General features: G+C 62.7%; 19 protein-coding genes. 6 read left to right on the forward strand and 13 right to left on the reverse strand.

What is annotated here, in order from left to right; all coding sequences use genetic code 11:
* Positions 1-20 precede the first annotated feature (20 nt).
* Entirely contained in the window at positions 21-644 is a 624-nt protein-coding gene (locus V6M89_RS25410; protein WP_332855819.1) for a pyridoxamine 5'-phosphate oxidase family protein, read from the forward strand.
* Between the two features lie 11 nt (positions 645-655).
* Here V6M89_RS25410 and V6M89_RS25415 read toward each other — a convergent pair whose 3' ends face one another.
* The 11 genes from V6M89_RS25415 to V6M89_RS25465 form a co-directional block, all read right to left on the reverse strand.
* Positions 656-2,701 (reverse strand): alpha/beta hydrolase domain-containing protein, encoded by a 2,046-nt coding sequence (locus V6M89_RS25415; protein ID WP_442881999.1) that lies wholly within the window; start codon positions 2,699-2,701, stop codon positions 656-658.
* The gene (locus V6M89_RS25420; protein ID WP_442882000.1) at positions 2,695-3,150 is read right to left on the reverse strand and encodes a YbaK/EbsC family protein; all 456 of its coding nucleotides are present in this window, start codon (positions 3,148-3,150) and stop codon (positions 2,695-2,697) included. The genes V6M89_RS25415 and V6M89_RS25420 overlap by 7 nt, the downstream gene beginning before the upstream one ends.
* A gap of 13 nt (positions 3,151-3,163) precedes the next feature.
* The gene (locus V6M89_RS25425; protein WP_332855820.1) at positions 3,164-4,237 is read right to left on the reverse strand and encodes a DUF4272 domain-containing protein; all 1,074 of its coding nucleotides are present in this window, start codon (positions 4,235-4,237) and stop codon (positions 3,164-3,166) included.
* A 51-nt stretch (positions 4,238-4,288) separates the two neighbouring features.
* A complete protein-coding gene (locus V6M89_RS25430; protein ID WP_332855821.1) occupies positions 4,289-5,029 on the reverse strand; it encodes a hypothetical protein in 741 nt (246 codons plus the stop codon).
* Positions 5,030-5,038: 9 nt separating this feature from the next.
* On the reverse strand, positions 5,039-5,878 hold the full coding sequence (locus V6M89_RS25435; protein ID WP_332855822.1) for an aldo/keto reductase: 840 nt from the start codon (positions 5,876-5,878) through the stop codon (positions 5,039-5,041).
* Positions 5,878-6,600: an ABC transporter ATP-binding protein gene (locus V6M89_RS25440; RefSeq protein WP_332855823.1), complete on the reverse strand. Its 723-nt coding sequence runs from the start codon at positions 6,598-6,600 to the stop codon at positions 5,878-5,880. Before V6M89_RS25440 ends, V6M89_RS25435 begins: the two co-directional genes overlap by 1 nt.
* Before the next feature lie 12 nt (positions 6,601-6,612).
* Complete coding sequence (locus V6M89_RS25445) at positions 6,613-8,562, reverse strand: branched-chain amino acid ABC transporter ATP-binding protein/permease (RefSeq protein ID WP_332855824.1); 1,950 nt, start codon at positions 8,560-8,562, stop codon at positions 6,613-6,615.
* Positions 8,563-8,565: 3 nt separating this feature from the next.
* Positions 8,566-9,456, reverse strand: a complete 891-nt coding sequence (locus V6M89_RS25450) for a branched-chain amino acid ABC transporter permease (protein WP_332855825.1) — start codon at positions 9,454-9,456, stop codon at positions 8,566-8,568.
* A 79-nt stretch (positions 9,457-9,535) separates the two neighbouring features.
* On the reverse strand, positions 9,536-10,693 hold the full coding sequence (locus tag V6M89_RS25455; protein WP_332855826.1) for an ABC transporter substrate-binding protein: 1,158 nt from the start codon (positions 10,691-10,693) through the stop codon (positions 9,536-9,538).
* A 205-nt stretch (positions 10,694-10,898) separates the two neighbouring features.
* Positions 10,899-11,411 carry a tetratricopeptide repeat protein gene (locus V6M89_RS25460; protein WP_332855827.1) on the reverse strand — a complete coding sequence of 171 codons (513 nt, stop codon included), beginning with the start codon at positions 11,409-11,411 and terminating at the stop codon, positions 10,899-10,901.
* 11 nt (positions 11,412-11,422) lie between these two features.
* Positions 11,423-13,438, reverse strand: coding sequence for a bifunctional 2',3'-cyclic-nucleotide 2'-phosphodiesterase/3'-nucleotidase (locus tag V6M89_RS25465; protein ID WP_332855828.1), 2,016 nt, complete (start codon positions 13,436-13,438; stop codon positions 11,423-11,425).
* Between the two features lie 270 nt (positions 13,439-13,708).
* On the opposite strand from V6M89_RS25465, the gene prfB reads away from it, so the two are divergent.
* The 4 genes from prfB to V6M89_RS25485 all read left to right on the forward strand — a co-directional run bounded on the left by prfB (position 13,709) and on the right by V6M89_RS25485 (position 18,172).
* A protein-coding gene (prfB, locus tag V6M89_RS25470; protein WP_332855829.1) for a peptide chain release factor 2 occupies positions 13,709-14,813 on the forward strand; the annotation gives its coding sequence in 2 pieces (ribosomal slippage) (positions 13,709-13,789 and positions 13,791-14,813; 1,104 coding nt in all).
* Positions 14,813-15,493 carry an HAD family hydrolase gene (locus tag V6M89_RS25475; protein ID WP_332855830.1) on the forward strand — a complete coding sequence of 227 codons (681 nt, stop codon included), beginning with the start codon at positions 14,813-14,815 and terminating at the stop codon, positions 15,491-15,493. The genes prfB and V6M89_RS25475 overlap by 1 nt, the downstream gene beginning before the upstream one ends.
* A gap of 26 nt (positions 15,494-15,519) precedes the next feature.
* The gene (lysS, locus tag V6M89_RS25480) at positions 15,520-17,058 is read left to right on the forward strand and encodes a lysine--tRNA ligase (RefSeq protein WP_332855831.1); all 1,539 of its coding nucleotides are present in this window, start codon (positions 15,520-15,522) and stop codon (positions 17,056-17,058) included.
* A gap of 340 nt (positions 17,059-17,398) precedes the next feature.
* On the forward strand, positions 17,399-18,172 hold the full coding sequence (locus V6M89_RS25485; RefSeq protein ID WP_332855832.1) for a substrate-binding periplasmic protein: 774 nt from the start codon (positions 17,399-17,401) through the stop codon (positions 18,170-18,172).
* 1 nt (position 18,173) lies between these two features.
* On the opposite strand, the gene V6M89_RS25490 is transcribed toward V6M89_RS25485, so the two are convergent.
* A complete protein-coding gene (locus V6M89_RS25490; protein ID WP_332855833.1) occupies positions 18,174-19,349 on the reverse strand; it encodes a hypothetical protein in 1,176 nt (391 codons plus the stop codon).
* A 296-nt stretch (positions 19,350-19,645) separates the two neighbouring features.
* Between V6M89_RS25490 and V6M89_RS25495 the strand changes: the two genes are divergently transcribed.
* Entirely contained in the window at positions 19,646-20,782 is a 1,137-nt protein-coding gene (locus V6M89_RS25495; RefSeq protein WP_332855834.1) for a sensor histidine kinase, read from the forward strand.
* A gap of 45 nt (positions 20,783-20,827) precedes the next feature.
* Here the strand turns inward: V6M89_RS25495 and ppnN are convergent, their stop codons facing one another.
* Complete coding sequence (gene ppnN / locus V6M89_RS25500; RefSeq protein ID WP_332855835.1) at positions 20,828-22,198, reverse strand: nucleotide 5'-monophosphate nucleosidase PpnN; 1,371 nt, start codon at positions 22,196-22,198, stop codon at positions 20,828-20,830.
* Positions 22,199-22,302 lie beyond the last annotated feature (104 nt).

Genomic DNA, 22,302 nt, shown 5'->3' on the forward strand with positions numbered 1-22,302 from the left:
CACTGATCGAGGAGCACATCATGGGGCGCGCCTATTCCGATATCACCTTCACGCCGGCGGTGCGTGAGGTTCAAAGCAGCATGGGGAGCCGCGCCCGCTATGCGTTTCTCGATCAGGCGGAAGACCGGCAGGACAGCCTGGGAGTAAGGGAGGCCGCCTTCATCGAGGAGATGGATCACTTTTACCAGGCCACCGTCAGCGAAACCGGCTGGCCTTATGTGCAGCATCGCGGCGGACCGAAAGGCTTCCTGCGCGTGCTCGACGCGAAGACCCTGGCCTTCGCGGATTTTCGTGGCAATCTGCAGTACCTCAGCGTCGGCAACCTGAAGGTGGATGACCGCATCTCGATGATACTGGTCGACTATGCGAGACAGGTGCGGATGAAAATCGTCGGCCGCACGCGCACCGTGGAAGCGGCGGACGACCCGGAGTTGATGGAACTGTTGCGTATGCCGGGCTACAAGGCCCGCATCGAGCGCGCCTTCATCATCACCGTGGAAGGCTACGACTGGAACTGCCCGCAGCACATCACACCGCGCTACACGGAGCAGGAAATCACCGGCATGACAGCGCCCCTGCTCGCCCAGATCAAGCAGCTGAAGGAGCAGGTGGCAAAGCTCACGGGGCCAAACGGCGGCGCTTGACGCGCAAGCCGTTACGGCGCGGCGAACAGATAGGCGCAGCCCTTGTCGGCGGGATCGTGCTGCATGATGCGGTCATACAGGCCGGTGTTGCCGGACAGCGTGCGGTCCATATCCTCGGGCAGCAGCAGGCCTGCGGCGATCTGGCGCTCCGCGGCGGCGCGCACGGTGGCGATAAAATCGTCGCGAGTTGGATAGCGCGCCTCCAGGCTCGGACGCGGATCGCCGCTGGCGGCCCGTTCGGCCTCGGTGCGGGCGAACGGAACAAAGCTGCCGTCGAAGCGCGACGTGGCCCAGGCAAACCCGGTCTCCGGCGCGCGCAGGTTCCAGCCGGTGTGCGTGCCGAGCGGCGCCTGCACCTCGACCAGCCGCACGCCTCCCTTGTCGTTGCCGTCCGCGTCCGGCACGGGCACACGGGTTTCATACTCGTCGCCGAGTTTGGGCGGGACCTTGTCCGCTATGCCCTGCTTGCCGAACTTTTTGCCGAAGTCCAGGCGCGGCTCGCGCAGATTCTGCTCCGGCGGCGTCAGGCCCAGTCCTTTCGGGAAAGTGGCGCGGTAATCGGCCACCGTGGTCAGCGTGCGGTCCGCCAGTTGCGGATAGGCGCTGGCCGGAGGTTGCTTGCCTTTGCTGGTCCAGTCGTCCAGCGCCAGGACCAGGGCGCGCATCGGCAGGTAATGGTCGCTAGTTGACACGCATGCGGTGAACGGCGCCCGCGTGCGCGAGCGGCCCACGTAATGCTGCGCGCCCATGAAGCCGTAGATGCGCACGTTGTCCGCCGGGGCCACGTCCTGCATGCCGTCCGGCGTGGTGGCGATCAGCGAGGCGCCGCGATTCCAGAACTCCGTCGAAGTATTGGAGATCAGGAGCTTGGGCAGCTTGCCCTGCTTGTCGCGCGCGTGATCGAGATAGGACGCGGTCTGGCCGCTGACGGGGTCGCGCGACGGCGCGGTGGTGAACGGGAACGCGTCCGCCGGATAGTCGTGCTCCTCCAGCATCGACGGATGGCGCGTAGGCTGCACGAAGCGGCTGTTGAAGCCCGCCGAGCCGCCGGCGCCCGGCACATGGAGATAGGCGCCGCTGAACACCAGCTGGCCGGATTCGTCCACATTCAAACCATCGTGCAGCATGCGGCCGATCACGCGGCCGGATTGGCTGATGCCGAACATCAGTACGCTCTTCGGCACAGGCGCGCCTTCAAACGGCTGGTCGCGGAAGTAGGCCAGCAGATCGCGGATGCCGGCCAGGCCTGCGCCGGTCACATATGGGTCTTTCGCGACGTAGGTCAGTTCGTAAATCGTATCCGGCTTGAAGCCGTCGTCCAGCTGCACGCGGCCAGGGCCACCCGCCTGCTCCGGCGCGACAAAGTGCCAGCTGCTGCGCGGGACGGGACGGCGCTTGTCGCCGGGACGCGCGCGCATGGTCAGCTGGGCGCGCGGATCGTTGGGGGTGGCCGGTTCGTAGGTCAGGCCGCGCATGCCGGCGTAGGTGGCAACGTCCACCGGCGCATTGACCGTGAACTCGTTCTGTACCCTGCCCCTGACTCCTTTGGCGACAGGCGGCGCAAACACCAGCGGCCGCGCGCCGGGCGCAGGCGGCGCCACGTCCCAGGTCCACGCGGAAAACAGCATCGAGAAACCGTGGCGCATCAGGAAGCCGTCACCGGCGTCGGCGACGGTGGTCGGATCGTTGTTGGCCGGACTACGGCCGTTGATCTGGCCCAGCATCGCAATGCCGCCCCGGTTGTTGACGTCGTAAATCAGGCTGGATGGCTGGCCGCCCGCAGGCCGCAGCAAGACGAACTCGCTGGAGAACAGCACGCGTCCGCGCGCGTCGCGCGGGGCGAGCTTCAAATCGACGATGGCCGCGTTGGCGGGAGCCTTCGGGTCCAATGCAAAATAGGCGATGCCGCGTATCTTTTCATAGGCGCCGGCTTCGCCGTAACTCACTCCGGGCGCAAACGCGGTGCGCTCTTTAATTTCGATACGCTCGACGGCCGCCAGCGCCTGCGCCGAAATGCCCGCCATTGCAAGTACCGCCAACTTCCGTTTGATCAGCATACGTCCACCCATTGTCCTTGTGTGATCGTCACCAGCACGTCCGGCGCCATCCGCACCACGCTATTGACCGAACCTGCGGCCGGCAGCACTTCATCGAACTGACGCAGCGATTCGTCGACATACACCGGCAGCGCCTGCGCCAGGCCGAAGGGACAAACGCCGCCGACCGGATGGCCGGTGGCCTCGACCACCTCTTCGGCCGGCAGCATCTTGCCCTTGCCGAAGGCCTCGCGGAATTTGCGATTGTCGATGCGCGCGACGCCGCTGGCGACCAGCAGAATCACGCGGCCATCGCGGACGCGGAAGGCCAGCGTCTTGGCGATGCGTCCCGGCTCGACGCCATGCGCTTCGGCGGCCAACGCCACGGTGGCGGTGCTGACCTCCAGCTCCACGATGGGAAGATGAAGATCTCGGGCGAGGAAAAACTCACGAACGGATTGCAGGCTCATAGATGTTTGCAGGTCAGGTTGGTGTATCGACTTCGTCCCAGTCACGGTCTTCGAAATGCACCAGCCAGTTCAAGGCATGGTGACGCTCTTGCAGCACGCCGTCATTCAATTCGGCGGGAGCGGCGGTCTTCTTCAATATCGCCTGGCGTGTGGCCCAGTGCAAGCGGTAGTGCAGATCCAGCGCATCCAGGATCTCCGCCGCCGGGCGCATGGCCAGCTGCTTGCGCAAGCCTTCGGTGCCGCGTTCGATGACGGTGCTCGAGATCGCGGCCACGTCGCAGATCGCGTCGGCGAACGGCAGCGCCTCCTGCATGCCAAGCACCCATTGCAACACAAGGATGGCTTCATAACGCCACAGGAACTGGGTGGTCTCCTGCTCCGTGGGCGTCTCCTGGGCGAGAAAAGCCCGTTCCGCGTCGGTCAAGCCGGCAAAGGCTGGTGGAAAGCGTTGTTTCAGATCGTCGACCGCGATGGCGCGGCCGCCCGCGAGCGACTCCGCGCGGATCGCGGTCACGAACAGCGCCAGCATCCTGCGCAGCACATCCTCCGGCGTGCGCAGGCGCAGCTCGGGCTCGGACACCAGCGGCGGCAGCGTCGCCGGCACCGCGACCTTGCGGGCGGCTAGCAGCTCGTCCGAGCGCGCCTTGCGTTGCCAGGCCTGCGGCGGGTATGGAACCACGGCTTGCGGATTGCCGTCGTCGCCGGTGGCGGGCAGCAGGATGCGTCCTTGCGGATCGCGCACGCTGCCGTCGGCCATGAAGACGATGGCGTTTGCGGCCTCCGCCCAAGCGGCGAAGCTGTCCATTGCACCAGCCTCGATGGACAGGCTGACATGCTGGCGCACGCGCTGGATGTGGCGGATCACGTGATAGCGGACCTGCGTCATGCGGCCTTCGCCGGCTTGCGCCAGGTGGTTCATGAAGCCGTTGAGATGGGGCTGCAGTTCGGGATCGGACAGGTCACGCCGGGCATTGAGCACATGCGGGAAGCCAGGTTTGGGAACCTCGGCAACCGTGCAGTAGGCGTTGATCAGAATGTGCTGACTGGTGTCTTGGGGAGAGAACAGCTGTTTGATTCGGTTTAACATAATTTGCTGGACAGTTTGGGCTGTCCAGCAGTGTAGCAGAGCGACGGCCTGTCACATGGGAGCAGCCGGGATTTCGTATTCGATCAACGCATCGTCATCCCAGCTGGTGTCGGCCACGGGCGGCGAGAACACGTTTTTGTACTTGGGGATGAACGGCAGCGGTTGACGGCGATCGCCGGACACCAGCGTCACACTGGTCGCGTTCAGCGGCGCCTGATAGCGCAGCTGGACGCTCTTGATGTGGCAGGCGCCACCAGCCAGCGAGAGCCCGTTTCGAATCAGGAAGGGTATCTCCTCCCGGTTGACGGCCCAGCCGATTTCGCATTCCATGCGCAGGTCGCCCAGGCGGCGCGCGTTGGCGGGCACGCCGGGCGTGTGGATATCGCCACGCCAGCGCACCAGGCTTTTCTTCTTGTTGGTGACCAGGTCCGCCTTGTCGTCGATGGCCGCCTGGATGCGCGGCAGGACGAAGGTGCCGTCCGCCGCGATGGGGACGTTTTCCGAGGTATTGTCGCCGGCGATGCGCAGCGTCACGCCATCCACCTGTGCGCCCGGCGTGGCGGACACCAGCTTGAATTTCATCGGTGCGGCCGGCGCGTATTTGCGATGCTGTTCGAATGCATCCACGCCTTTCAGCATGACCTTGTAGGACTTCAATTCGGGATTCTTTACGCCGCCCACTTCAACCACTTGCGGCGTCTCGGCATCGGCTTCGGGGACTTCCTGCGCTGCCTGGGCACAAGCGCCGGCGCAGGCCAACAGCAGGCTTAAGCAAAGTAATTCGTGTTTCATAAATCCTGATTAACGCATGTCGAGCACCCGGGCCCGACGGGGTGGAGGGAATGCCAGATCCAGCGCGGCCAGATCCTGCGGGGAGAGTTTGATATCTGCCGCGGCGCGGTTGGCGCGCACGTGTACCGGGTCGGTAGCCTTGGGGATGGCGATCACGCCGTCCTGATGCAGCACCCACGCCAGCGCGATCTGCGCCGGCGTCACGCCGTAGCCATCGGCGACGGCACGCAGGTCGGGGTTGTCCAGCAGCGCGGCCTGTTCGCGGCCGTGCGATTCCAGCGGCGAGTAGGCCATCAGCGGCATGCCCTGCTGGCGGCACCACGGCAGCAGATCGAATTCGATGCCGCGCTTGCACAGGTTGTACAGCACCTGGTCAGTGGCGACGGCGCCGCAACCGACGGCGTCCTGCATGCTTTCGAGGTCAAAGTTGCTGACGCCGTAGGACTTGATTTTGCCGGCCATCTTGAGGGCCTCGAAGCCGGCGACGGTTTCGTCAAGCGAGTAATGGCCTTGCCAATGCAGCAGATAGAGATCGATGGAGTCGACATTCATGCGGCGCAGGCTGCGCTCGCACGCGGCCTGCGTGCCTTCGAAGCTGGCGTTGTGCGGATAGACTTTGCTGACCAGGTAGACCTCGTCGCGGCGGCCGGCGATGGCGGCGCCCACCACTTCCTCCGCCCCGCCCTCGCCGTACATCTCGGCGGTGTCGATCAGCGTCATGCCTAGGTCCAGGCCCAGTTGCAGGGCGCGGATTTCATCGTTCCTGCGGACGAACTCCTCGCCCATGTTCCACGTGCCCTGCCCCAGCACCGGCACGGTGGCTCCCGATGGAAAGCGCACGGTTTTCATCAATGCCCGCCGCCGAGGTAGGCCGCGATCACTTTCGGGTCGGTTTTCAAGCTCTCCGCCGGGCCGTGGACCGAGATCGTGCCATTTTCCAGCACATAGCCATAGTCGGCCACGTTCAGCGCGGCGGCCGCGAACTGCTCCACCAGCAGCATGGTCACGCCTTCGGACTTAAGGCGCTGGATGATACGGAATACTTCTTCCACCAGGATAGGCGCCAGGCCCATCGACGGCTCGTCGAGCAGGATCACTTCCGGGTTGAGCATGACGGCGCGCGCCATCGCCAGCATTTGCTGCTCGCCGCCGGACAGCGTGCCGGCCAGCTGGTGCTGGCGTTCCTTCAGGCGCGGGAACAGCTCCAGCGACTTTTCCAGGTCGCGCTTGATGTCGCCCTTGGGCCGCGCACGCGTGAAGCGCGGGAAGGCGCCCAGCAGCAGGTTGTCCGTGACCGTCATCGAGGCGAACACGCGCCGCCCTTCCGGCGAATGCGCCAGGCCGGCGCGCGCGATCATGTGCGAATCGGCGCCGGTGATGTCCTTGCCGCCCAGCGTGACCTTGCCGCCCTTGGGCTTGATCATGCCGGAGATGGCGCGCATGGTGGTGGTCTTGCCGGCGCCGTTGGAGCCGATCAGCGTAACCAGCTTGCCCTTCGGGACCTCCAGCGAGATGCCGTGCAGGACTTCGACTTTGCCGTACGACGCTTGCAGATTGGTGATCGATAGCATGTGCTGTCCTCGTTAATGCGCCGCAGGCGCTTTGGTGCCACCGTGTTCTTCGCCGCTGCCGCCCAGGTAGGCCTCGATCACCTTGGGATCGCTCTGCACGGCGGCCGGTTTGCCTTCGGCGATTTTCTGGCCGAAGTCCAGCACCGTCACCGTGTCGGACAAGGCCATCACCACGTCCATGTGGTGCTCGATCAGGATGATGGTGATGCCGTGGTCGCGGATCTTGCGGATGATCGCCATCAGTTCCTTGATGTCCGGCGCGGTCAGGCCGGCCGCCGGTTCATCGAGCAGCAGCAGGCGCGGACTGAGGCCCAGCGCGCGGCCTATCTCCAGCAGGCGCTGTTTGCCGTATGGGAGATTGCGCGCCTCCTCGTCGGCCATCGCGGTCAGGCCGACGAACTCCAGGATGCTGGCGGCCCGCTCGCGCGCGGCGCGCTCCTCGCGCTTGTAGCGCGGCGTTTGCAGCATCACATCCAGCACATTCGATTCGAAGGTGTTGTGCAGGCCGACCAATACGTTCTCGGTCGCCGTCATCTCGCCGAACAGCTGCACGTTCTGGAAGGTGCGCGCCACGCCGCCCAGCGCGATCTCGGACGGAGTGCGGCCGGAAATCACCGCGCCAGCAAACGACACCTTGCCGGCGGTGGGTTTGTAGATCCCGGTCAGTACGTTCATCATGGTGCTCTTGCCGGAGCCGTTAGGGCCGATCAGGCCGTGCACCGATCCCTGCACCACGTTCAAGTCGACCTGGTTGAGCGCCTTCAGGCCGCCGAACTGCATCAGGATCTGGTCGACGCTGAGCAGCGTCTCGCCGGCCGCGCCGCCCTTGGCGCGCGCGAACGGCTCGGCGCCGCCGGCCTGAACCCCTTTGGCGTGCACGGTGCCTTTGCCCACAAGGCTGAACAGGAAACCAACGATGCCGTCCTGCAGATAGTAGACCACGAACAGCGTCATCAGACCGAACACGGTCAGGCGCCAGTCGACGATGTTTTCGAGCTTGTACGAGAACGCCGCCATGCCGATGGTGGCGATCAGCGGCACCATCACGCCGCGCAGAGTCGAACGTTTTTTCGCCAGCATGAACGCCGCGCCGATCACACCCAGAACGGCGGCGGCGGTGGCGATCTTGCGGAACAACTCAATATCCGCCAACAGGCTAGGCAGCATCACCACGATCAGCGCGCCGATCAGCGAACCGGAACGGGTCTTGCGGCCGCCCATGATCACCGCCAGCAGGAACAGGATGGTCAGCTCGAAGTTGTAGGTGTTGGGCGAGATGTATTCTTCCGAATACGCATACAGGCTGCCGGCCAGGCCGGCAAAGCCGGCGCTGATGATGAAGGCGTAGACCTTGTAGCGATATACCGAAACGCCCATGCAGTCGGAGGCGATCGGGCTGTCGCGCAGCGCCTCGAAGGCGCGGCCCAGGTTCGATTTCAATATGCGGTGCACGACGATCAGCGACACCACCATCAGCGCCGCCACCATGTAGTAGTAGCCTACTTCGCCGAGCTTCTGGCCGATGATGGTGGGCTTGCCGATCTTGATGCCCATCGGGCCTTCGGTAAGGAAGGTCATCTCGTTGATCAGGATCTGGATGATGGTGCCGAAGGCCAGCGTCACCATCGCCAGGTAAGGGCCGGTGACCCGCAAGGCCGGCAGCGCGAGGATGGCGCCGAACACCGCGGCGCCGGCCACGCTGGCCGGGATCGCGATCCAGAACGGTGCGCCAAGCTTGAACACCATCACGCCAGTGGCGTAGGAGCCGATGCCGAACAGGCCCGCATGGCCCAGCGATACCTGCCCCGTGTAGCCGACCACGATGTCCAGCCCAAACAGCAGGATCGCGTAGATCAAAATCGTTTCAAACAAATGGATGTAGTACGGATTGGGGATCAGCACCGGATACAGCACCAGCACCGCCAGGCCCAATACGCTCGCCGCGAGGAGTTTCTTATTCATCGGTCAGACCTTTTTGATGGCGGCTTTGCCGAACAGGCCGGACGGCTTGATCGCCAGTACCAGCAGGAGCAGAAGCAATCCCGGTACTTCCTTGTAGCCGGTCGAGATGTAGTAGCCGGTGGTGGTCTCGGCGATGCCCAGTATCAGGCCGCCGACGATGGCGCCGACGCCGGAGGTCAGGCCGCCGATGATGGCCACCGCGAACGCCTTCAGGCCCAGCGAGGCGCCCATGGTGGCGCCGGTCAGCGTCAATGGCGCCACCAGCACGCCGGCGAATGCCGCCGTCGCCGACGACAGCGCATACGAGAAGGTGATCACCATGCGGGTGTTAATGCCCATCAGGCCCGCCGCGTCGCGGTCGTTGGCGGTGGCCACCACGGCCTTGCCGTAGATCGATTTGCGGTTGAAGATCTCCACCGCCGCCATGATCGCCAGCGCGCCGACGATCACCGCCACCTGCATCGGCTGCACGTTCGCGCCCAGCACCTGGAACGGCGCGGAGCTCAGCGGCGACGGGAAGGTCAAGTCGTCCTTGCCCCAGATATTCTCGGCCACGTTCTTGAAGATGATGGCCAGCGCGATGGTCGACATGATCCAGCCGAATTCCGACTTGATCTTGATCGCCGGCCGCACGCCTATCCACTCGACGAACATGCCTTGCAGCGCGCCGAACACGATCACCAGGGGGATCATCAGCAGGTAGCTCATGTAAGGCCCGCCGTGGATGGTGCCGACCAGGCTAAGCCCGACCAGTGCGCCCAGCATCAGCGACTCCCCCTGGCCGAAGTTAAGCGTGCCGGAGGTGGCGAAAGTGAGCTGATAGCCGAACGCGATGACGGCGTAGATCATGCCGAGCGCTATGCCGCTGAATGCCAGTTGCAGGAAGATTTCCATGATGACCACCACTGTAGGACGACAAGAAAAAGGCCAGGCTTGAATCCTCAAGACTGGCCGGTACCAATGCGGCGCGAGCTTACTTGACCGGCACTACTTTGCCGTCCTTGACTTCACCGAAGACGGTGATGTCGGCGGTGATCGCCTCGTGGTTGTCTTTGCTGAACGGCTTGCTGTAAGTGGTGACGACGCCGTCAACCTTTTCGTTCAGGCTTTCCAGCGCGGCCTTGACCTTGGGACCTTCGGTGGAACCGGCCTGCTTGATGGCGGCTGCCAGCAGGTAGATCGAATCGTAGCCCTGCGCTGCGGACACTGCCGACGGCATGCGGTCGCCAGGCGGATGGTAGGCTTTCACGTAAGCGTCGATGAAGGCTTTGCGTTTAGGCGTGGTCGGGTCCTGGATGAAGGTCTGCGGCATGCGGGTGCCGTTGCCGTTCTTGCCGGCGTTGTCGATGAAGTTCGCCATCGACAGCGTCCAGCTGCCGATCAGCGGTACTTTCCAGCCCAGTTTTTCCATGCCGTTGGCGATCTGCGCCAGCTCCGGGCCGATACCGTAGGTCAGCACCACGTCGGCGCCGGCCTGCTTGGCCTTGAGCAGCTGGGCCGTCATGTCGACGTCCTTCAGATTGTATTTTTCGATGGCGACGGCCTTGAGGCCTTTTTTATCCAGCGCTTTTTCCAGGTCCTCGCGACCGAGCTGGCCGTAGTTGGTGGAGTCGGCCAGGATGGCCACCTTCTTGAATTTCCGGTTGTCGACCGCTTCCTGGACGATCATGTGCGACTGGATCGTGTCGTTGGCCGAGTTGCGGAAGATGTAGTTCTCCGGCTGGTCGGCGAACTGCTTGGTGACGATGGAGCCGGTGGCGACGTTGTTCATGACCGGGATCTTGGCTTCCTGGTAGAAGCGCTGCGAGGCCAGTGCCACGCCGGTGTTGATGTAGCCGACGGTGGCGGTGACTTTTTCTTTGTTGATCAGTTCCTGGGCGATCTGCACGCCGCGTTCGTTCTTGGCTTCGTCGTCGCGTTCGACCAGCTGGATCTGGCGGCCCAGCAGGCCGCCCTTGGCATTGATCTCGGCCACGGCCAGCTTGACGCCGTCGCGCATCGACACGCCCATCGGTGCGGAACCGCCGGTGAAAGGACCGGCCACGCCGATCTTGATGGGTTCAGCGGCCATCGAAGAAGCCGAGAAACCGAGCGCCATGCCTGCAACGAGCATTTTCAACTTGAAATTCATCTGTGATCTCCTGTTTACAACGTTTTTATGTACTTGTACACGCTGGATAGCCGCACCATCGATGGAACATTGTAGGTTAGTAGATCGACAGCAGCAACAGATAGATGTGCGGCGTCGCAGCAAGCCGCAAAGGGGCCGCCGCGTGTAAGCTAGTTGTAAGAATTGGACGGGGATTTCGGCGGCGCTTTGCCGGCGTTTGCCAGCGCTACATGCCGGACGTGCGCTGCGCCAAGGCGCGATTGGCGAAGCGCATCTGCGTTTCGGACAGCGCTTCGTTGCGGTCGAAGCCCATGGAGCCGTCGCGCAGGCCGATGGCCATCGCCATCACCGCCTCAGGATACTCCAGGTCCGCCGCCTTTTCGATCAGGCGGCGCGCGGCCTGCTCATCGCGCTTGACGCCGTCGCCGCTCAGGTACAGGTTCGCCAGCGCGAACATCGCGGCCGGCATCTGGCGGCTGGCCGCGAACTGCAACCAGTGGGCCGCGGCCTTGGTGTCGCGCGCGACCGCCATGCCGTTCCGGTACATCATGCCCAGGTAGTAGGCGGCCAGCGGATCGCCCGCCTTGGCGGCGGTGCTGAAGATCGAAAATGCTTTCGGCAGGTTGGCGGCCACGCCGGCGCCGCCGCGCAGGTACTGGCGCGCTTCGTCGACCGGTCCGGCCGCGACGAGGCCTGCGGCGCCCGCCGCCAACACCAACGTCATCAACCTTAGCTTCATGCGCCCTCCGTTCATATCGACAAATCGATGGCGTACAGGGCCAGGCCCTTGCCGCCGCCATCGTCCGTTTTAATCTGCGAGACGGCCCTCAAGCCCGCCTCCTTCGCCAATTCCACCATGTTGGGGGCGGAGTGAAATACCACCGCGCCCTTGGTCGCCACCGGAGCGAAACGCCAGCTGCGCGTCGAGCCGTTGCCGGCGCGGGTGACGTTCTTGCGCTGCTGGATGTAGGCGATCAGCACATCGCGGCTGGCGTCCGGGGATGCCAGGATGGTCTTGCCGCCATCCAGGCCGGGGAAACCGCCGCCACCGCTGGCGCGGTAGTTATTGGTCGCCACCAGGAATTCCTGCGTCGGCGCCATCGCCGCGCCCTTGTATTGCAAGGCGGTGATGCGCTGGCCGAGCGGCTTGGTGACGTCGATCTGGTAGCTGACATCGGCACTGCTCAGCATGTCGAAGTTGAACCCCGGGGTGGCCGTGTTGACCAGTTCCTGCTGTGCGCTGCTCGCCGGATCGATGTGGTTGAAGCGTTCGGCCGCCTTTTCCAGCCAGGCTTTCAGGCCGGCGCCATCCACCCTCACCACGTGCAGCGCGTTAGGGTACAGGTACAGGTCGGCCACGTTGTTCAGCGCCAGGCCGCCGGCCTTGACGTCGGTGTAGTCGCCCGCGCCGGCGGCACCGGCCTTGAACGGCGACGCCATCGACAGCACCGGCAGCGCCGCGTATTGCGGCAGGTTGGCCTTGACGTAGTTCTGCACGTAGGCGGTCTGCGCCTGGTTCACCACCTCGATGGCGCTGATGTCGCCGACGTCGGCGAAATAGGTCGTCATGCGGAAGTCGCTGTTGCCGACCGGGGTTTTCACGTAGCGGATGGTGGCCTCGTGCTCGGCCGCGACCAGCGGCGCGACGGCCGGATCGGCGGCGACGTAGCTGCCGTCGGCGTTGCGGGTCGAGCGCACTTCGACCGTGGTGCGGCTCTTGTCCACCGCCCAGGCCTTGCCGTCGTACTTCAGGCGCAGGCCGATCACGCCCAGGTGCTTGCCCCACAGGTTGGCCATCACGGCGGGCACGCCGTAGACGGTGCCCTTGGCCTTGTCCACGTTCGGCAGGCCGAATTCCGGCGCCTTGCTGGCCGCATCAGGGAACGGCTGGTGCGAGTGGCCGATCATCATCGCGTCCACGCCCGGCACTTGCGCCAGGTAGTAGTTGGCGTTTTCCATCTCCGGCGAGTACGGCGCGCCATCGAGGCCGCCGTGCGAGATGGCCACCACCAGGTCCGCGCCCTGCGCGCGCATCTGCGGAATGTACTTCTGCGCCGCTTCGCGCACGCCCTCGGCGTAGACTTTACCTTCCAGCCAGTGCTGGTCCCAGGACATGACCACCGTCGGCGCGAAGCCGATGATGCCGACCTTGATCGTCGCCGTCAGCGGCTTGCCATCCGGTCCGGTGGCGCTGATCTGGCGCGTGAGGATGCGGTATGGCTCGAACAGCGGTTGTTTGGTGCGGGCGCTGTAGATATTCGCCAGCACGATGGGGAAGTCAGGCCCGGCGCAACGCGGCGCGTCGGCAGGCACGCCTTCCACGTTGAAATGGCTGGCGGTAACCTGGTTCAGGTAAGCCAGTCCGTAATTGAATTCGTGATTGCCGATGCCGCCGCCGTCCACGCCCAGCAGGTTCATGGCCTTGTAGATGGCCAGCGGCTGGCCGCAAGCCACCTGCGCGACCAGCGCCTGGTAGTCGGCCAGCGCCGTGCCCTGGATGGCGTCGCCGTTATCGAGCAGCAGATTATTGGGGAATTCGGCGCGCGCCTGTTTGATCAGCGTCGCGGTGCGCTCAAAGCCCATCGACGGATCGGCCTTCAGCTTGTAGTAGTCGTAACTGAGCACGGTCGCGTGCAGGTCGGTGGTTTCCAGCAGCGCCAGCGTGGCCTCCGCGCCCACAGGCGGCCGGACACCCTGCGGCAGACCGGCACAGCCGAGCAACAAGGAGGGCAACGCAATAGTGAGACAGCAAACTGCTGGACGCATGAATAAACTATATTTGAAGTTGCGATTTTTTAGGCAACGGAGCTATGCGCGACATCATACGCAGCGAATTTCCTTGCATCAAGCAACTTAAGGGGGAGACGTCGCATTTTATGCTTTTTGTGGTAAAAATGTCAGTATTTCGCGTCAAACGGAACGCCGGGCAAGCCACCCGGGCAACGCCCGGAGCCCCACTGGCTATTTAGCTGGGAGGGAGCGCCCCGGCTAGGGTATAATCGAAGGTTTGATTTCAGCCTTAGAAAAGAAGAAAACATGGAAGCCGAACGCATCAACGCCCTCTCCGCCCTGCTCGCCGATATGACCTCGCGCGAAGCCGAACTACGGAGGTATCTTTGACTTCGATAAAAAGTCAGAGAAACTCGAACAAGTAAACGAAGAACTGGAAGACCCGACGGTCTGGAACGACCCGAAAAAGGCCCAGGATCTCGGTAAAGAAAAGAAATCGCTCGAAGCCATCGTCTTCGCGCTGACCAAAGCCGACACCGACCTCAAAGACATGGGCGACCTGTTCGCCATGGCCAAGGAAGAAGGCGACGACGACACGCTCGAAGCGCTGATCGTCGACGCCGAGGAAGTCCGCAAGGTCATCGAAGGCATGGAGTTCCGCCGGATGTTCAACAATCCGATGGACCCGAACAACTGCTTCGTCGACATCCAGGCCGGCGCCGGCGGCACCGAGGCCCAGGACTGGGCGTCGATGCTGCTGCGCCAGTACGTGCGCTACGCGGAACGCAAAGGCTTCAAGGTCGAAGTCATGGAACAATCCGACGGCGAGGTGGCCGGCATCAAGACCGCTACCATCAAGGTCGAAGGCGACTACGCCTACGGCTACCTGCGCACCGAGACCGGCGTGCACCGCCTGGTGCGCAAGTCGCCGTTCGACTCGGCCAACGGCCGCCATACCTCGTTCACGTCGCTGTTCGTGTACCCGGAAGTGGATGACTCGATCGATATCGAGATCAACCCTGCCGACCTGCGCATCGATACCTACCGCGCGTCCGGCGCTGGTGGTCAGCACATTAACAAAACCGACTCCGCGGTGCGTCTGACGCACGGCCCGTCCGGCATCGTCGTCCAGTGCCAGAACGACCGCTCGCAGCACCGCAACAAGGCCGAGGCGATGGAAATGCTGAAGGCGAAGCTGTACGAGATGGAGCTGCGCAAGCGCATGAGCGAGCAGCAGAAGCTGGAAGACTCCAAGACCGACGTCGGCTGGGGCCACCAGATCCGCTCCTATGTGCTGGACCAGTCCCGCATCAAGGACTTGCGCACCAACTTCGAGACCGGTAACACCAAGGGCGTGCTGGACGGCGACCTGGACGACTTCATCTCGGCATCCCTGAAGCAAGGCGTTTAATGAGCTCCTCGAATTCGCAGCGCGCGTTCATCTTCGACATGGACGGCACCATCGTCGACAACATGGCCTTCCACACCAAATCGTGGCTGGCCTTTTTCGCCCGTCGCGGCCACGACCTCGACGCGGATGAATTCTTCCGCGCCACGGCCGGCCGCCAGGGTCATGAAATCATGAGCACCTACCTTGGCAAGCAAATGACCAAGGAAGAAAGCGCCGCGCTCGATTTCGAGAAAGAGTCGCTGTACCGCGAGCTGTACGCGCCGCACCTGGCGACGGTCGACGGCTTCGAGGCCTTCATCGCCCGCGCCAAAAGCGCTGGCGTCAAGCTGGCCGTGGCCACCGCCGCGCCGAATGAGAACATCGACTTCACGCTGGACGGCCTGGACCTGCGCAAGCAGTTCGACGCCATCGCCGGCGCCGCCGACGTCGCCCACGGCAAGCCGGCGCCGGACGTGTTCCTGCTGGCGGCCGAGCGCAGCGGCGCCCTGCCCGTCAACAGCATCGTGTTCGAAGACGCGCCGCTGGGCGTGGAAGCGGCACGCCGCGCCGGCATGCGCGCGGTGGTGCTGACCACCACCCTGCCGGCCGAAGCGTTCGCCGAATTCGACAACGTCATCGCGGTCGTGCGCGACTTCAGCGAGCTGGATGTCGAAGAGCTCTTCGCCGCCGCAATTAACTAATCATCACCTCAACAAAAGAACAGACCATGACTACGGATCTTCAAGAACAAGCAGGCAACGCCACCCCGCCCGACGAAAACAAGATCATCGCCGAGCGCCGCGCCAAGCTGGCCGCCATCCGCGAACAAGGCATCGCCTTCCCGAACGACTTCAAGCCTCAACACAAAGCCGCCGACCTGCACGTGCAGTACGGCGAGAAGTCGCGCGAAGAGCTGGAAGCAGCTCCCGTGACCGTGGTGCTGGCCGGCCGCATGATGCTCAAGCGCGAAGCCGGCAAGAAGGCCGCTTTCGCCACGCTGCAGGATGCGTCGGGTCCCAAGGCCGATGGCCGCATCCAGATCTACGCCACGCTGGACCTGACCGGCGAAGCCGCCATGGCCGCGCTGCACCACTATGACCTGGGCGACATCCTGGGCGTGGTTGGCACGCTGTTCAAGACCAAGACCGACGAACTGACGATCAAAGTGTCGGAACTGCGCCTGATCACCAAGTCGCTGCGCCCGCTGCCGGACAAATTCCACGGCCTGGCCGACCAGGAAACCAAGTATCGCCAGCGCTACGTGGACCTGATCATGAACGAAGAGACGCGCCGCACCTTCAAGGCGCGTACCGCCGCGATTTCGTCGATGCGCCGCTTCATGGAGAAGAACGAGTTCATGGAAGTGGAAACGCCGATGCTGCACGCCATCCCTGGCGGCGCCGCGGCCAAGCCTTTCATCACCCACCACAACGCGCTGGACATGCAGATGTTCCTGCGTATCGCGCCTGAGCTGTACCTGAAGCGCCTGGTGGTCGGCGGTTTCGATCGCGTGTTCGAGATCAACCGCAACTTCCGCAACGAAGGCGTGTCGGTCCGTCACAATCCTGAATTCACGATGATGGAATTCTACGCGGCCTACACCGATTACCACTGGCTGATGGACTTCACCGAAGCGATCATCCGCCAGGCCGCGATCGACGCGCACGGCACCGCGACGCTGACCTACGGCGGCCGCGAACTGGATCTGGCCAAGCCGTTCCACCGTTTGACCATCGTCGACGCGATCAACAAGTACGCGCCTGGCTACACGACGGAGCAGCTGAACGACGCTGAGTTCATCAAGAAGGAACTGCTGAAGTTCGGCGTCAAGCCGTTCGCCACCGCCGGCCTGGGCGCGCTGCAACTGGCGCTGTTCGAGGAAACCGCCGAAGCGCAGCTGTGGGAACCGACCTACATCATCGACTACCCGGTTGAGGTGTCGCCGCTGGCCCGTGCTTCGGATACCCGCGAAGGCATCACCGAGCGCTTCGAGCTGTTCATGGTCGGCCGCGAGATCGCCAACGGCTTCTCCGAGTTGAACGATGCGGAAGACCAGTCGGCCCGCTTCCTGTCGCAGGTAGCGGCCAAGGACGCAGGCGATGAAGAGGCGATGTTCTACGACGCCGACTACATCCGCGCGCTGGAATACGGCATGCCGCCAGCCGGCGGTTGCGGCATCGGCATCGATCGCCTGATGATGATCATCACCGACTCGCCGAACATCCGCGACGTGCTGCTGTTCCCGCACTTGCGCCGCGAAGAGTAATCAAGCCAAAGCCGCTCGTTGAGCGGCTTTTTTTTCGGATTGGGTCCTTTCGAATCAGGTCTAAAAATTAGACCGCTGAAAGGAAACATGGTTCGTTTTAGACTTTCGGCTTGAGGATTGGGACCAGATTAGACTTTACCCCGGATTTCATGGACTGTTTTAGACCTTGCGAGGGCCGTTCTAGACTAATTTAGCCTCAACCAGCCCAGATTGGACGGATTTAGACCAAGTTGTGATTTGGAATACCCAAGCCTCCCCTCCTGCTCCCGGTAATTCTCGACCGGCCCCAGGAAAGCGAGTAATCTCCGAAGAAGTCACTACTTCAAGGAAAGGAAGCGACATGGTTTGTCGCAACACGCTGCTTTACCTGCACGCAGCGCTGCTTTTCGCCGCGTGCGCAGCTGCGCGGGCGAGCGACACCATCACGCTTTACACCGAAGAATACCCGCCCTTTAATTGGGCGGACAAGGCAAGCCGCACCGCCACCGGGCTGTCCACCGACATTATCCTGGAGCTGATGCGGCGGGCCGAATTGCCCGTCACCGCACCGGCCTTGATGCCCTGGGCGCGGGCCATGGCGCTGACCACCAAGAACGCCAACAGCTGCCTGTTCTCGATGGCGCGCACGCCGGAGCGCGAGACCAGCTTTGCCTGGGTAGGCCCGGTGGGCCGCAACGAATGGGTGATGTATGCGCGCGCCGAGGACCATATCCACCTCAATAGCCTGGAGGACGCCAGGCCCTACACCGTTGGCACCATCATCGGCGATGCGATGGTGCCGCTGCTGCGCGCGAACCAGCTCAATCTCAGCATGGTCCCCTACAACCGCACCAACGCGCCCAAGCTGAAGATGCAGCGCATCCAATTGTGGTCGGAAGGACGTCTGCCAGGGCTATACATCATGAATGAAATGGGCATCACCGGCATGGAAGCGGTGCTGGCGTTCGCCCACTACGACATGTACCTGGCTTGTAACAAAGGCATGGACTCCAACGAGGTGGCCCGGCTCAACACCCTACTGCGCGCCATGTACCGCGACGGCACGGTCAAACGTATCTACGGCAGCTACGGCTTCGACAACTTCGCGCCCCGCGCCGAGCAGGTGGCGAAGTAAGTCACTCCGCGCGCGCGAGATCGCCCCGGTACACCGTTAGAATGGCGGTGCTGCCCTGTTCCGATGTCGAAAACGAGATCACCAGATCCGGCAACACAAACATCGTCGCGCCAGGCCCCGCGTTGCGGAGTTTCCGTATCAGCCAATCGTCGTATCTGCGCGTGATGTTGAGACGGGACTTGAGCAGTGCATTGCAGTCCACGCTCCCATTGTCCGAACCGGGGCACTGGTCGGAACGCACATACGGTATCTTGCGCCGCTCCAGGCGCTGCACGTATTGAGCTACCACCTGCGCCGGCGTGGCGTCCGTGTATAGCAGATAGCCGCTGTTGCGCCAGAACGAGCGCTGGTACACCAGCAGCTTGGCGTTGGCGCCAAAGGCCTTGATGGGGATCGACGGCGCATACACCAGCGGCTGCGCGGCATCGCCGGGTTCCTCCTTCGCCACTTCGGCGCTGCTGGCCTGGTGCCAGCTGGTCAGGCAGTAGGCGTCGGCGGCGGTGAAACAACTGCGGTAGCCGGTCCGGTCACTGAGAAAGATCTCCTCAACCGGGTTGGCGGCCGCGCGCTCGGCCGGCGCCACCGTTTTGGCTGACCACTTGCCATTGCTATCCCGCTGCCATGTGTAAGTGGCGTTGAACCAGGACCAGACGCGCTCATATGGATTGATTGCGGGGCCGGGCCGGGGCGGCAGCTGGACACGTGGAATCGGAATGGGGTCTCGTCGTTCGCCATTTGCATCGACGACCAATATGAACGTTGGGGCTTCCATGCTGTCGACATAGGCAAACGAGGTCTCGTCGGGCGAAATCGCAGCCAAGGTGTAAGCGTCCAGGCGTTTCAGCAGGTCGACTGGTTGCGGCAGCTCCCTGGTCTTCGCGGGGAACACGCTGAACAGTCCCCCTGGCGTCTCCGCGCGCGGGAAATACCTGACACCCGAACGCCACGGATAGCCAAAGGGGAAGCCCTCGGCGTAAACGCGCCGCCGACCGCTATGGTGCATATTCCCCTCTTCTATGCGCTCAACCACCGGCTTGCCTGCCGCTTCATGGACAAGGTATTCGCCCCAGTCAACCGAAGAGTATTCGACAAAAAAGGCCGGCTTGTCCAGGCCCAGCCAAGGCTCGATCTCCCTCGCCTGTTCGAAGACAATTTTGTCACGGTGGATCAGGCGCATGTAGCTATTCACGCCCGACGTCATAAAACTGCCGCCACCACTCGAATAGTCCATAGTGATTGAGGACGGGTAGTGTAACGAATCGATGCCGATAAAAATGCGCGGATTGTCACGCCGACCGCGAAGACCGGGTCTGTTCGTTCCAAAAAATGGTGCGGCAAGCAATGTTCGAAAACACACAGACGCACGACATCATAACGCGCAACATTGGGGCCAGCCCTTGGCGCCCACCCCACCCACAGCGCCGTTCTGCGCGGGCGCCTACATTGAGCATTGGGGCGCCTGCGAGAATAGCTATGATGCACGATTTCTTGGTCTCCAACCGGACTGAACTAGAGCGGCGTTGCCGCGACAAGGTGTCCAGCCGCCTAGATAGATATCCGAACCGGCAGCAGCTGGAACATGGTATTCCCATGTTCCTTGATCAGCTCATTCGTACGCTCAAAGCTGAAGACAAAGGCGCAGCTACTGCCGCCCAGACTATCTCTGGTCTCTCGTCCGGCGATCCCGACTGCCGCGCCGAAGTAGGTGTGTCGGCCGCCATCCACGGCGCCGATCTTTTGACGCTGGGCTATTCGATCAATGAGGTGGTTCATGACTACGGTGACCTTTGCCAAGCCGTGACCGACCTTTCGATTGACCTGAATGAAACCTTCACCATCGATGAGTTCCGGACGCTCAATCGTTGCCTGGACAACGGTATAGCCGACGCCGTGACCGGCTTTAGCGAGCACCGCGACCTGGTCATCGCCGACGAGCAAGCCCTGGAAGCGAATGAGCGCCTGGGCTTCTTTGCGCATGAACTCCGTAATCATCTGAATACTGCAACGCTGGCGTTGGCAGCCATCAAGGCGGGGAATGTAGGATTGCTCGGATCCACCGGAAGCGTGCTCGACCGCAGCTTGGTGGGCCTTCGAACGCTGATAGACCGGTCACTAGCCGAGGTCCGCATCGGCCCCGGCATGTCACTGCACCGTTCCGTTTTCAGTCTCGCGAATTTTATTGGAGAAGTTAAATACGCTGCCGCGCTGGAAGCGAAACTGTTGAATTGCAGCTTGCATGTCGAAGAGATTTCTTCCACGCTGATGATCGATGCCGACAAGGACCTGCTGTTCTCGGCGCTGGGAAATCTGCTGCAAAACGCATTCAAGTTCAGCGGCAGGGACGGCGTTGTCACGCTGAGTGTCGACGTCGGCGCCGACCGCATACGCGTCAAGGTCAAAGACAGCGGACCGGGACTTAGCCCGGAAGCTGCCCGCGACATGTTCTTGCCGTTCACGCAGAGTGGCTCCAACAAGAGCGGCCTGGGGCTAGGCTTGTCGATCGCGCGCCGCAGCGTCGAAGCGAATGGCGGTTCGCTCACGGTCGACAGCAAGCCCGGTCACGGCTGTCTGTTCACCATCGATTTGCCCATGCCAGCCGTTGTCGCCTGAATTGATCCGGCGCCCGCGCCGGCTGCGCGCGGACGCCGTCTGGTGTTACTGGATCACGCGATAGCAAGGCGTGTACTGCTTGCCCGCGAGCTTCATGCGATGCTGCGCCACGAACGATGCCAGTAGCGCGTCCATCGGCCCCATGATCTCCTTGTCGCCATGGATTTCAAAGTGGCCGAACTTCTCGATCGCGCGTATGCCCTCGTCCTTGACGTTACCCGCCACCACACCCGAAAACGCCCGGCGCAGATTGGCCGCCAGCAGATGCACTTCCTGGTTCTTGTGCAGGCTCAGGTTGCGCATGTTCTCGTGCGTCGGCGCGAACGGATGCTGGAACTCGGGGTCGATCTTCAGGCCCCAATTGTAGTAGTAGGCGTCGCTGCGGGATTTGCGGAACTCGCGCACCTGCTTGATCCCCGCCTGCATCTCGCGCGCCACCAGCTCAGGATCGTCGATGATGATCTTGTAGCGCTGCTGCGCCTCGGGACCCAGCGTATCGTGGATGAACTGGTTGATCTGCACGAAGTACTCGCGCGAAGTCTCCGGTCCGGTGAACACCAGCGGGAACGGGATATCGGCATTATCCGGATGCAGCAGGATGCCCAATATATAGAGGATCTCCTCGGCCGTCCCGGCGCCGCCTGGGAACACCACGATGCCGTGGCCCGAGCGGACGAACGCTTCCAGCCGCTTCTCGATATCCGGCATGATCACCAGCTCATTGACGATCGGGTTCGGCGACTCGGCCGCGATGATGCCCGGCTCCGAGATGCCCAGGTAGCGCCCCTTGTGCAAACGCTGCTTGGCGTGGCCGATGGTGGCGCCCTTCATCGGGCCCTTCATCGCGCCGGGGCCGCAGCCGGTGCAGATATCCAGGTCGCGCAAGCCCATTTGATAGCCGACTTCCTTCGAGTAGTTATACTCGGCGCGGTTGATCGAATGCCCGCCCCAGCACACCACCAGGTTGGGATTGAGCATAGGCTTGAGCACCCCGGCGTTGCGCAGGATATGGAACACCGAATCGGTGATGCCTTCGGTGCTGCCCATGTCGAACTTCGGATTGTCCGTCACCTCGTTGCTGACGAAGACTATATCGCGCAGCACCGCGAACAGGTGTTCGTGGATGCCCTTGATCATTTTGCCGTCGACGAAGGCGATCGCCGGCGCTCCCTTGATATCGAGCTTGATGCCGCGTTCGCGCTGCACAATGCTGATCTCAAATGACTTGTATCGTTCCAGCAGTTCCTTTCCATCGTCGATAGTGCTGCCGCAATTGAGCACGGCCAGTGCGCAATTGCGGAAGATGTTATAGAGACCGCCCTGGCTAGTGTCGAGCAGCTTGTTTACTTCCGCCTTCGAAAGCACTTCCAACTGGCCTTCGGGCGAAATCAGGGTATCGACAACGTCATGTTCCATGATGCGAAAATCCTTATTCAAATTCGATGCATTTCGATGCATAACAGGTAAGCCTGCAGTGCCAATATACGACAAACCGGCGAGTTTTGGGGTGGAGATTGCCA

The sequence above is a fragment of the Duganella sp. S19_KUP01_CR8 genome (genome assembly GCF_036688705.1).
GTDB lineage: Bacteria > Pseudomonadota > Gammaproteobacteria > Burkholderiales > Burkholderiaceae_D > Rugamonas.

What these genes read in the sequence shown, in the direction of transcription:
- V6M89_RS25410 (WP_332855819.1), top strand. Translation starts at nt 21, where the DNA reads ATGGGGCGCGCCTATTCCGATATCACCTTCACGCCGGCGGTGCGTGAG.
- V6M89_RS25415 (WP_442881999.1), bottom strand. Translation starts at nt 2,701, where the DNA reads ATGCTGATCAAACGGAAGTTGGCGGTACTTGCAATGGCGGGCATTTCG.
- V6M89_RS25420 (WP_442882000.1), bottom strand. Translation starts at nt 3,150, where the DNA reads ATGAGCCTGCAATCCGTTCGTGAGTTTTTCCTCGCCCGAGATCTTCAT.
- V6M89_RS25425 (WP_332855820.1), bottom strand. Translation starts at nt 4,237, where the DNA reads ATGTTAAACCGAATCAAACAGCTGTTCTCTCCCCAAGACACCAGTCAG.
- V6M89_RS25430 (WP_332855821.1), bottom strand. Translation starts at nt 5,029, where the DNA reads ATGAAACACGAATTACTTTGCTTAAGCCTGCTGTTGGCCTGCGCCGGC.
- V6M89_RS25435 (WP_332855822.1), bottom strand. Translation starts at nt 5,878, where the DNA reads ATGAAAACCGTGCGCTTTCCATCGGGAGCCACCGTGCCGGTGCTGGGG.
- V6M89_RS25440 (WP_332855823.1), bottom strand. Translation starts at nt 6,600, where the DNA reads ATGCTATCGATCACCAATCTGCAAGCGTCGTACGGCAAAGTCGAAGTC.
- V6M89_RS25445 (WP_332855824.1), bottom strand. Translation starts at nt 8,562, where the DNA reads ATGAATAAGAAACTCCTCGCGGCGAGCGTATTGGGCCTGGCGGTGCTG.
- V6M89_RS25450 (WP_332855825.1), bottom strand. Translation starts at nt 9,456, where the DNA reads ATGGAAATCTTCCTGCAACTGGCATTCAGCGGCATAGCGCTCGGCATG.
- V6M89_RS25455 (WP_332855826.1), bottom strand. Translation starts at nt 10,693, where the DNA reads ATGAATTTCAAGTTGAAAATGCTCGTTGCAGGCATGGCGCTCGGTTTC.
- V6M89_RS25460 (WP_332855827.1), bottom strand. Translation starts at nt 11,411, where the DNA reads ATGAAGCTAAGGTTGATGACGTTGGTGTTGGCGGCGGGCGCCGCAGGC.
- V6M89_RS25465 (WP_332855828.1), bottom strand. Translation starts at nt 13,438, where the DNA reads ATGCGTCCAGCAGTTTGCTGTCTCACTATTGCGTTGCCCTCCTTGTTG.
- V6M89_RS25475 (WP_332855830.1), top strand. Translation starts at nt 14,813, where the DNA reads ATGAGCTCCTCGAATTCGCAGCGCGCGTTCATCTTCGACATGGACGGC.
- lysS (WP_332855831.1), top strand. Translation starts at nt 15,520, where the DNA reads ATGACTACGGATCTTCAAGAACAAGCAGGCAACGCCACCCCGCCCGAC.
- V6M89_RS25485 (WP_332855832.1), top strand. Translation starts at nt 17,399, where the DNA reads ATGGTTTGTCGCAACACGCTGCTTTACCTGCACGCAGCGCTGCTTTTC.
- V6M89_RS25490 (WP_332855833.1), bottom strand. Translation starts at nt 19,349, where the DNA reads ATGCGCCTGATCCACCGTGACAAAATTGTCTTCGAACAGGCGAGGGAG.
- V6M89_RS25495 (WP_332855834.1), top strand. Translation starts at nt 19,646, where the DNA reads ATGATGCACGATTTCTTGGTCTCCAACCGGACTGAACTAGAGCGGCGT.
- ppnN (WP_332855835.1), bottom strand. Translation starts at nt 22,198, where the DNA reads ATGGAACATGACGTTGTCGATACCCTGATTTCGCCCGAAGGCCAGTTG.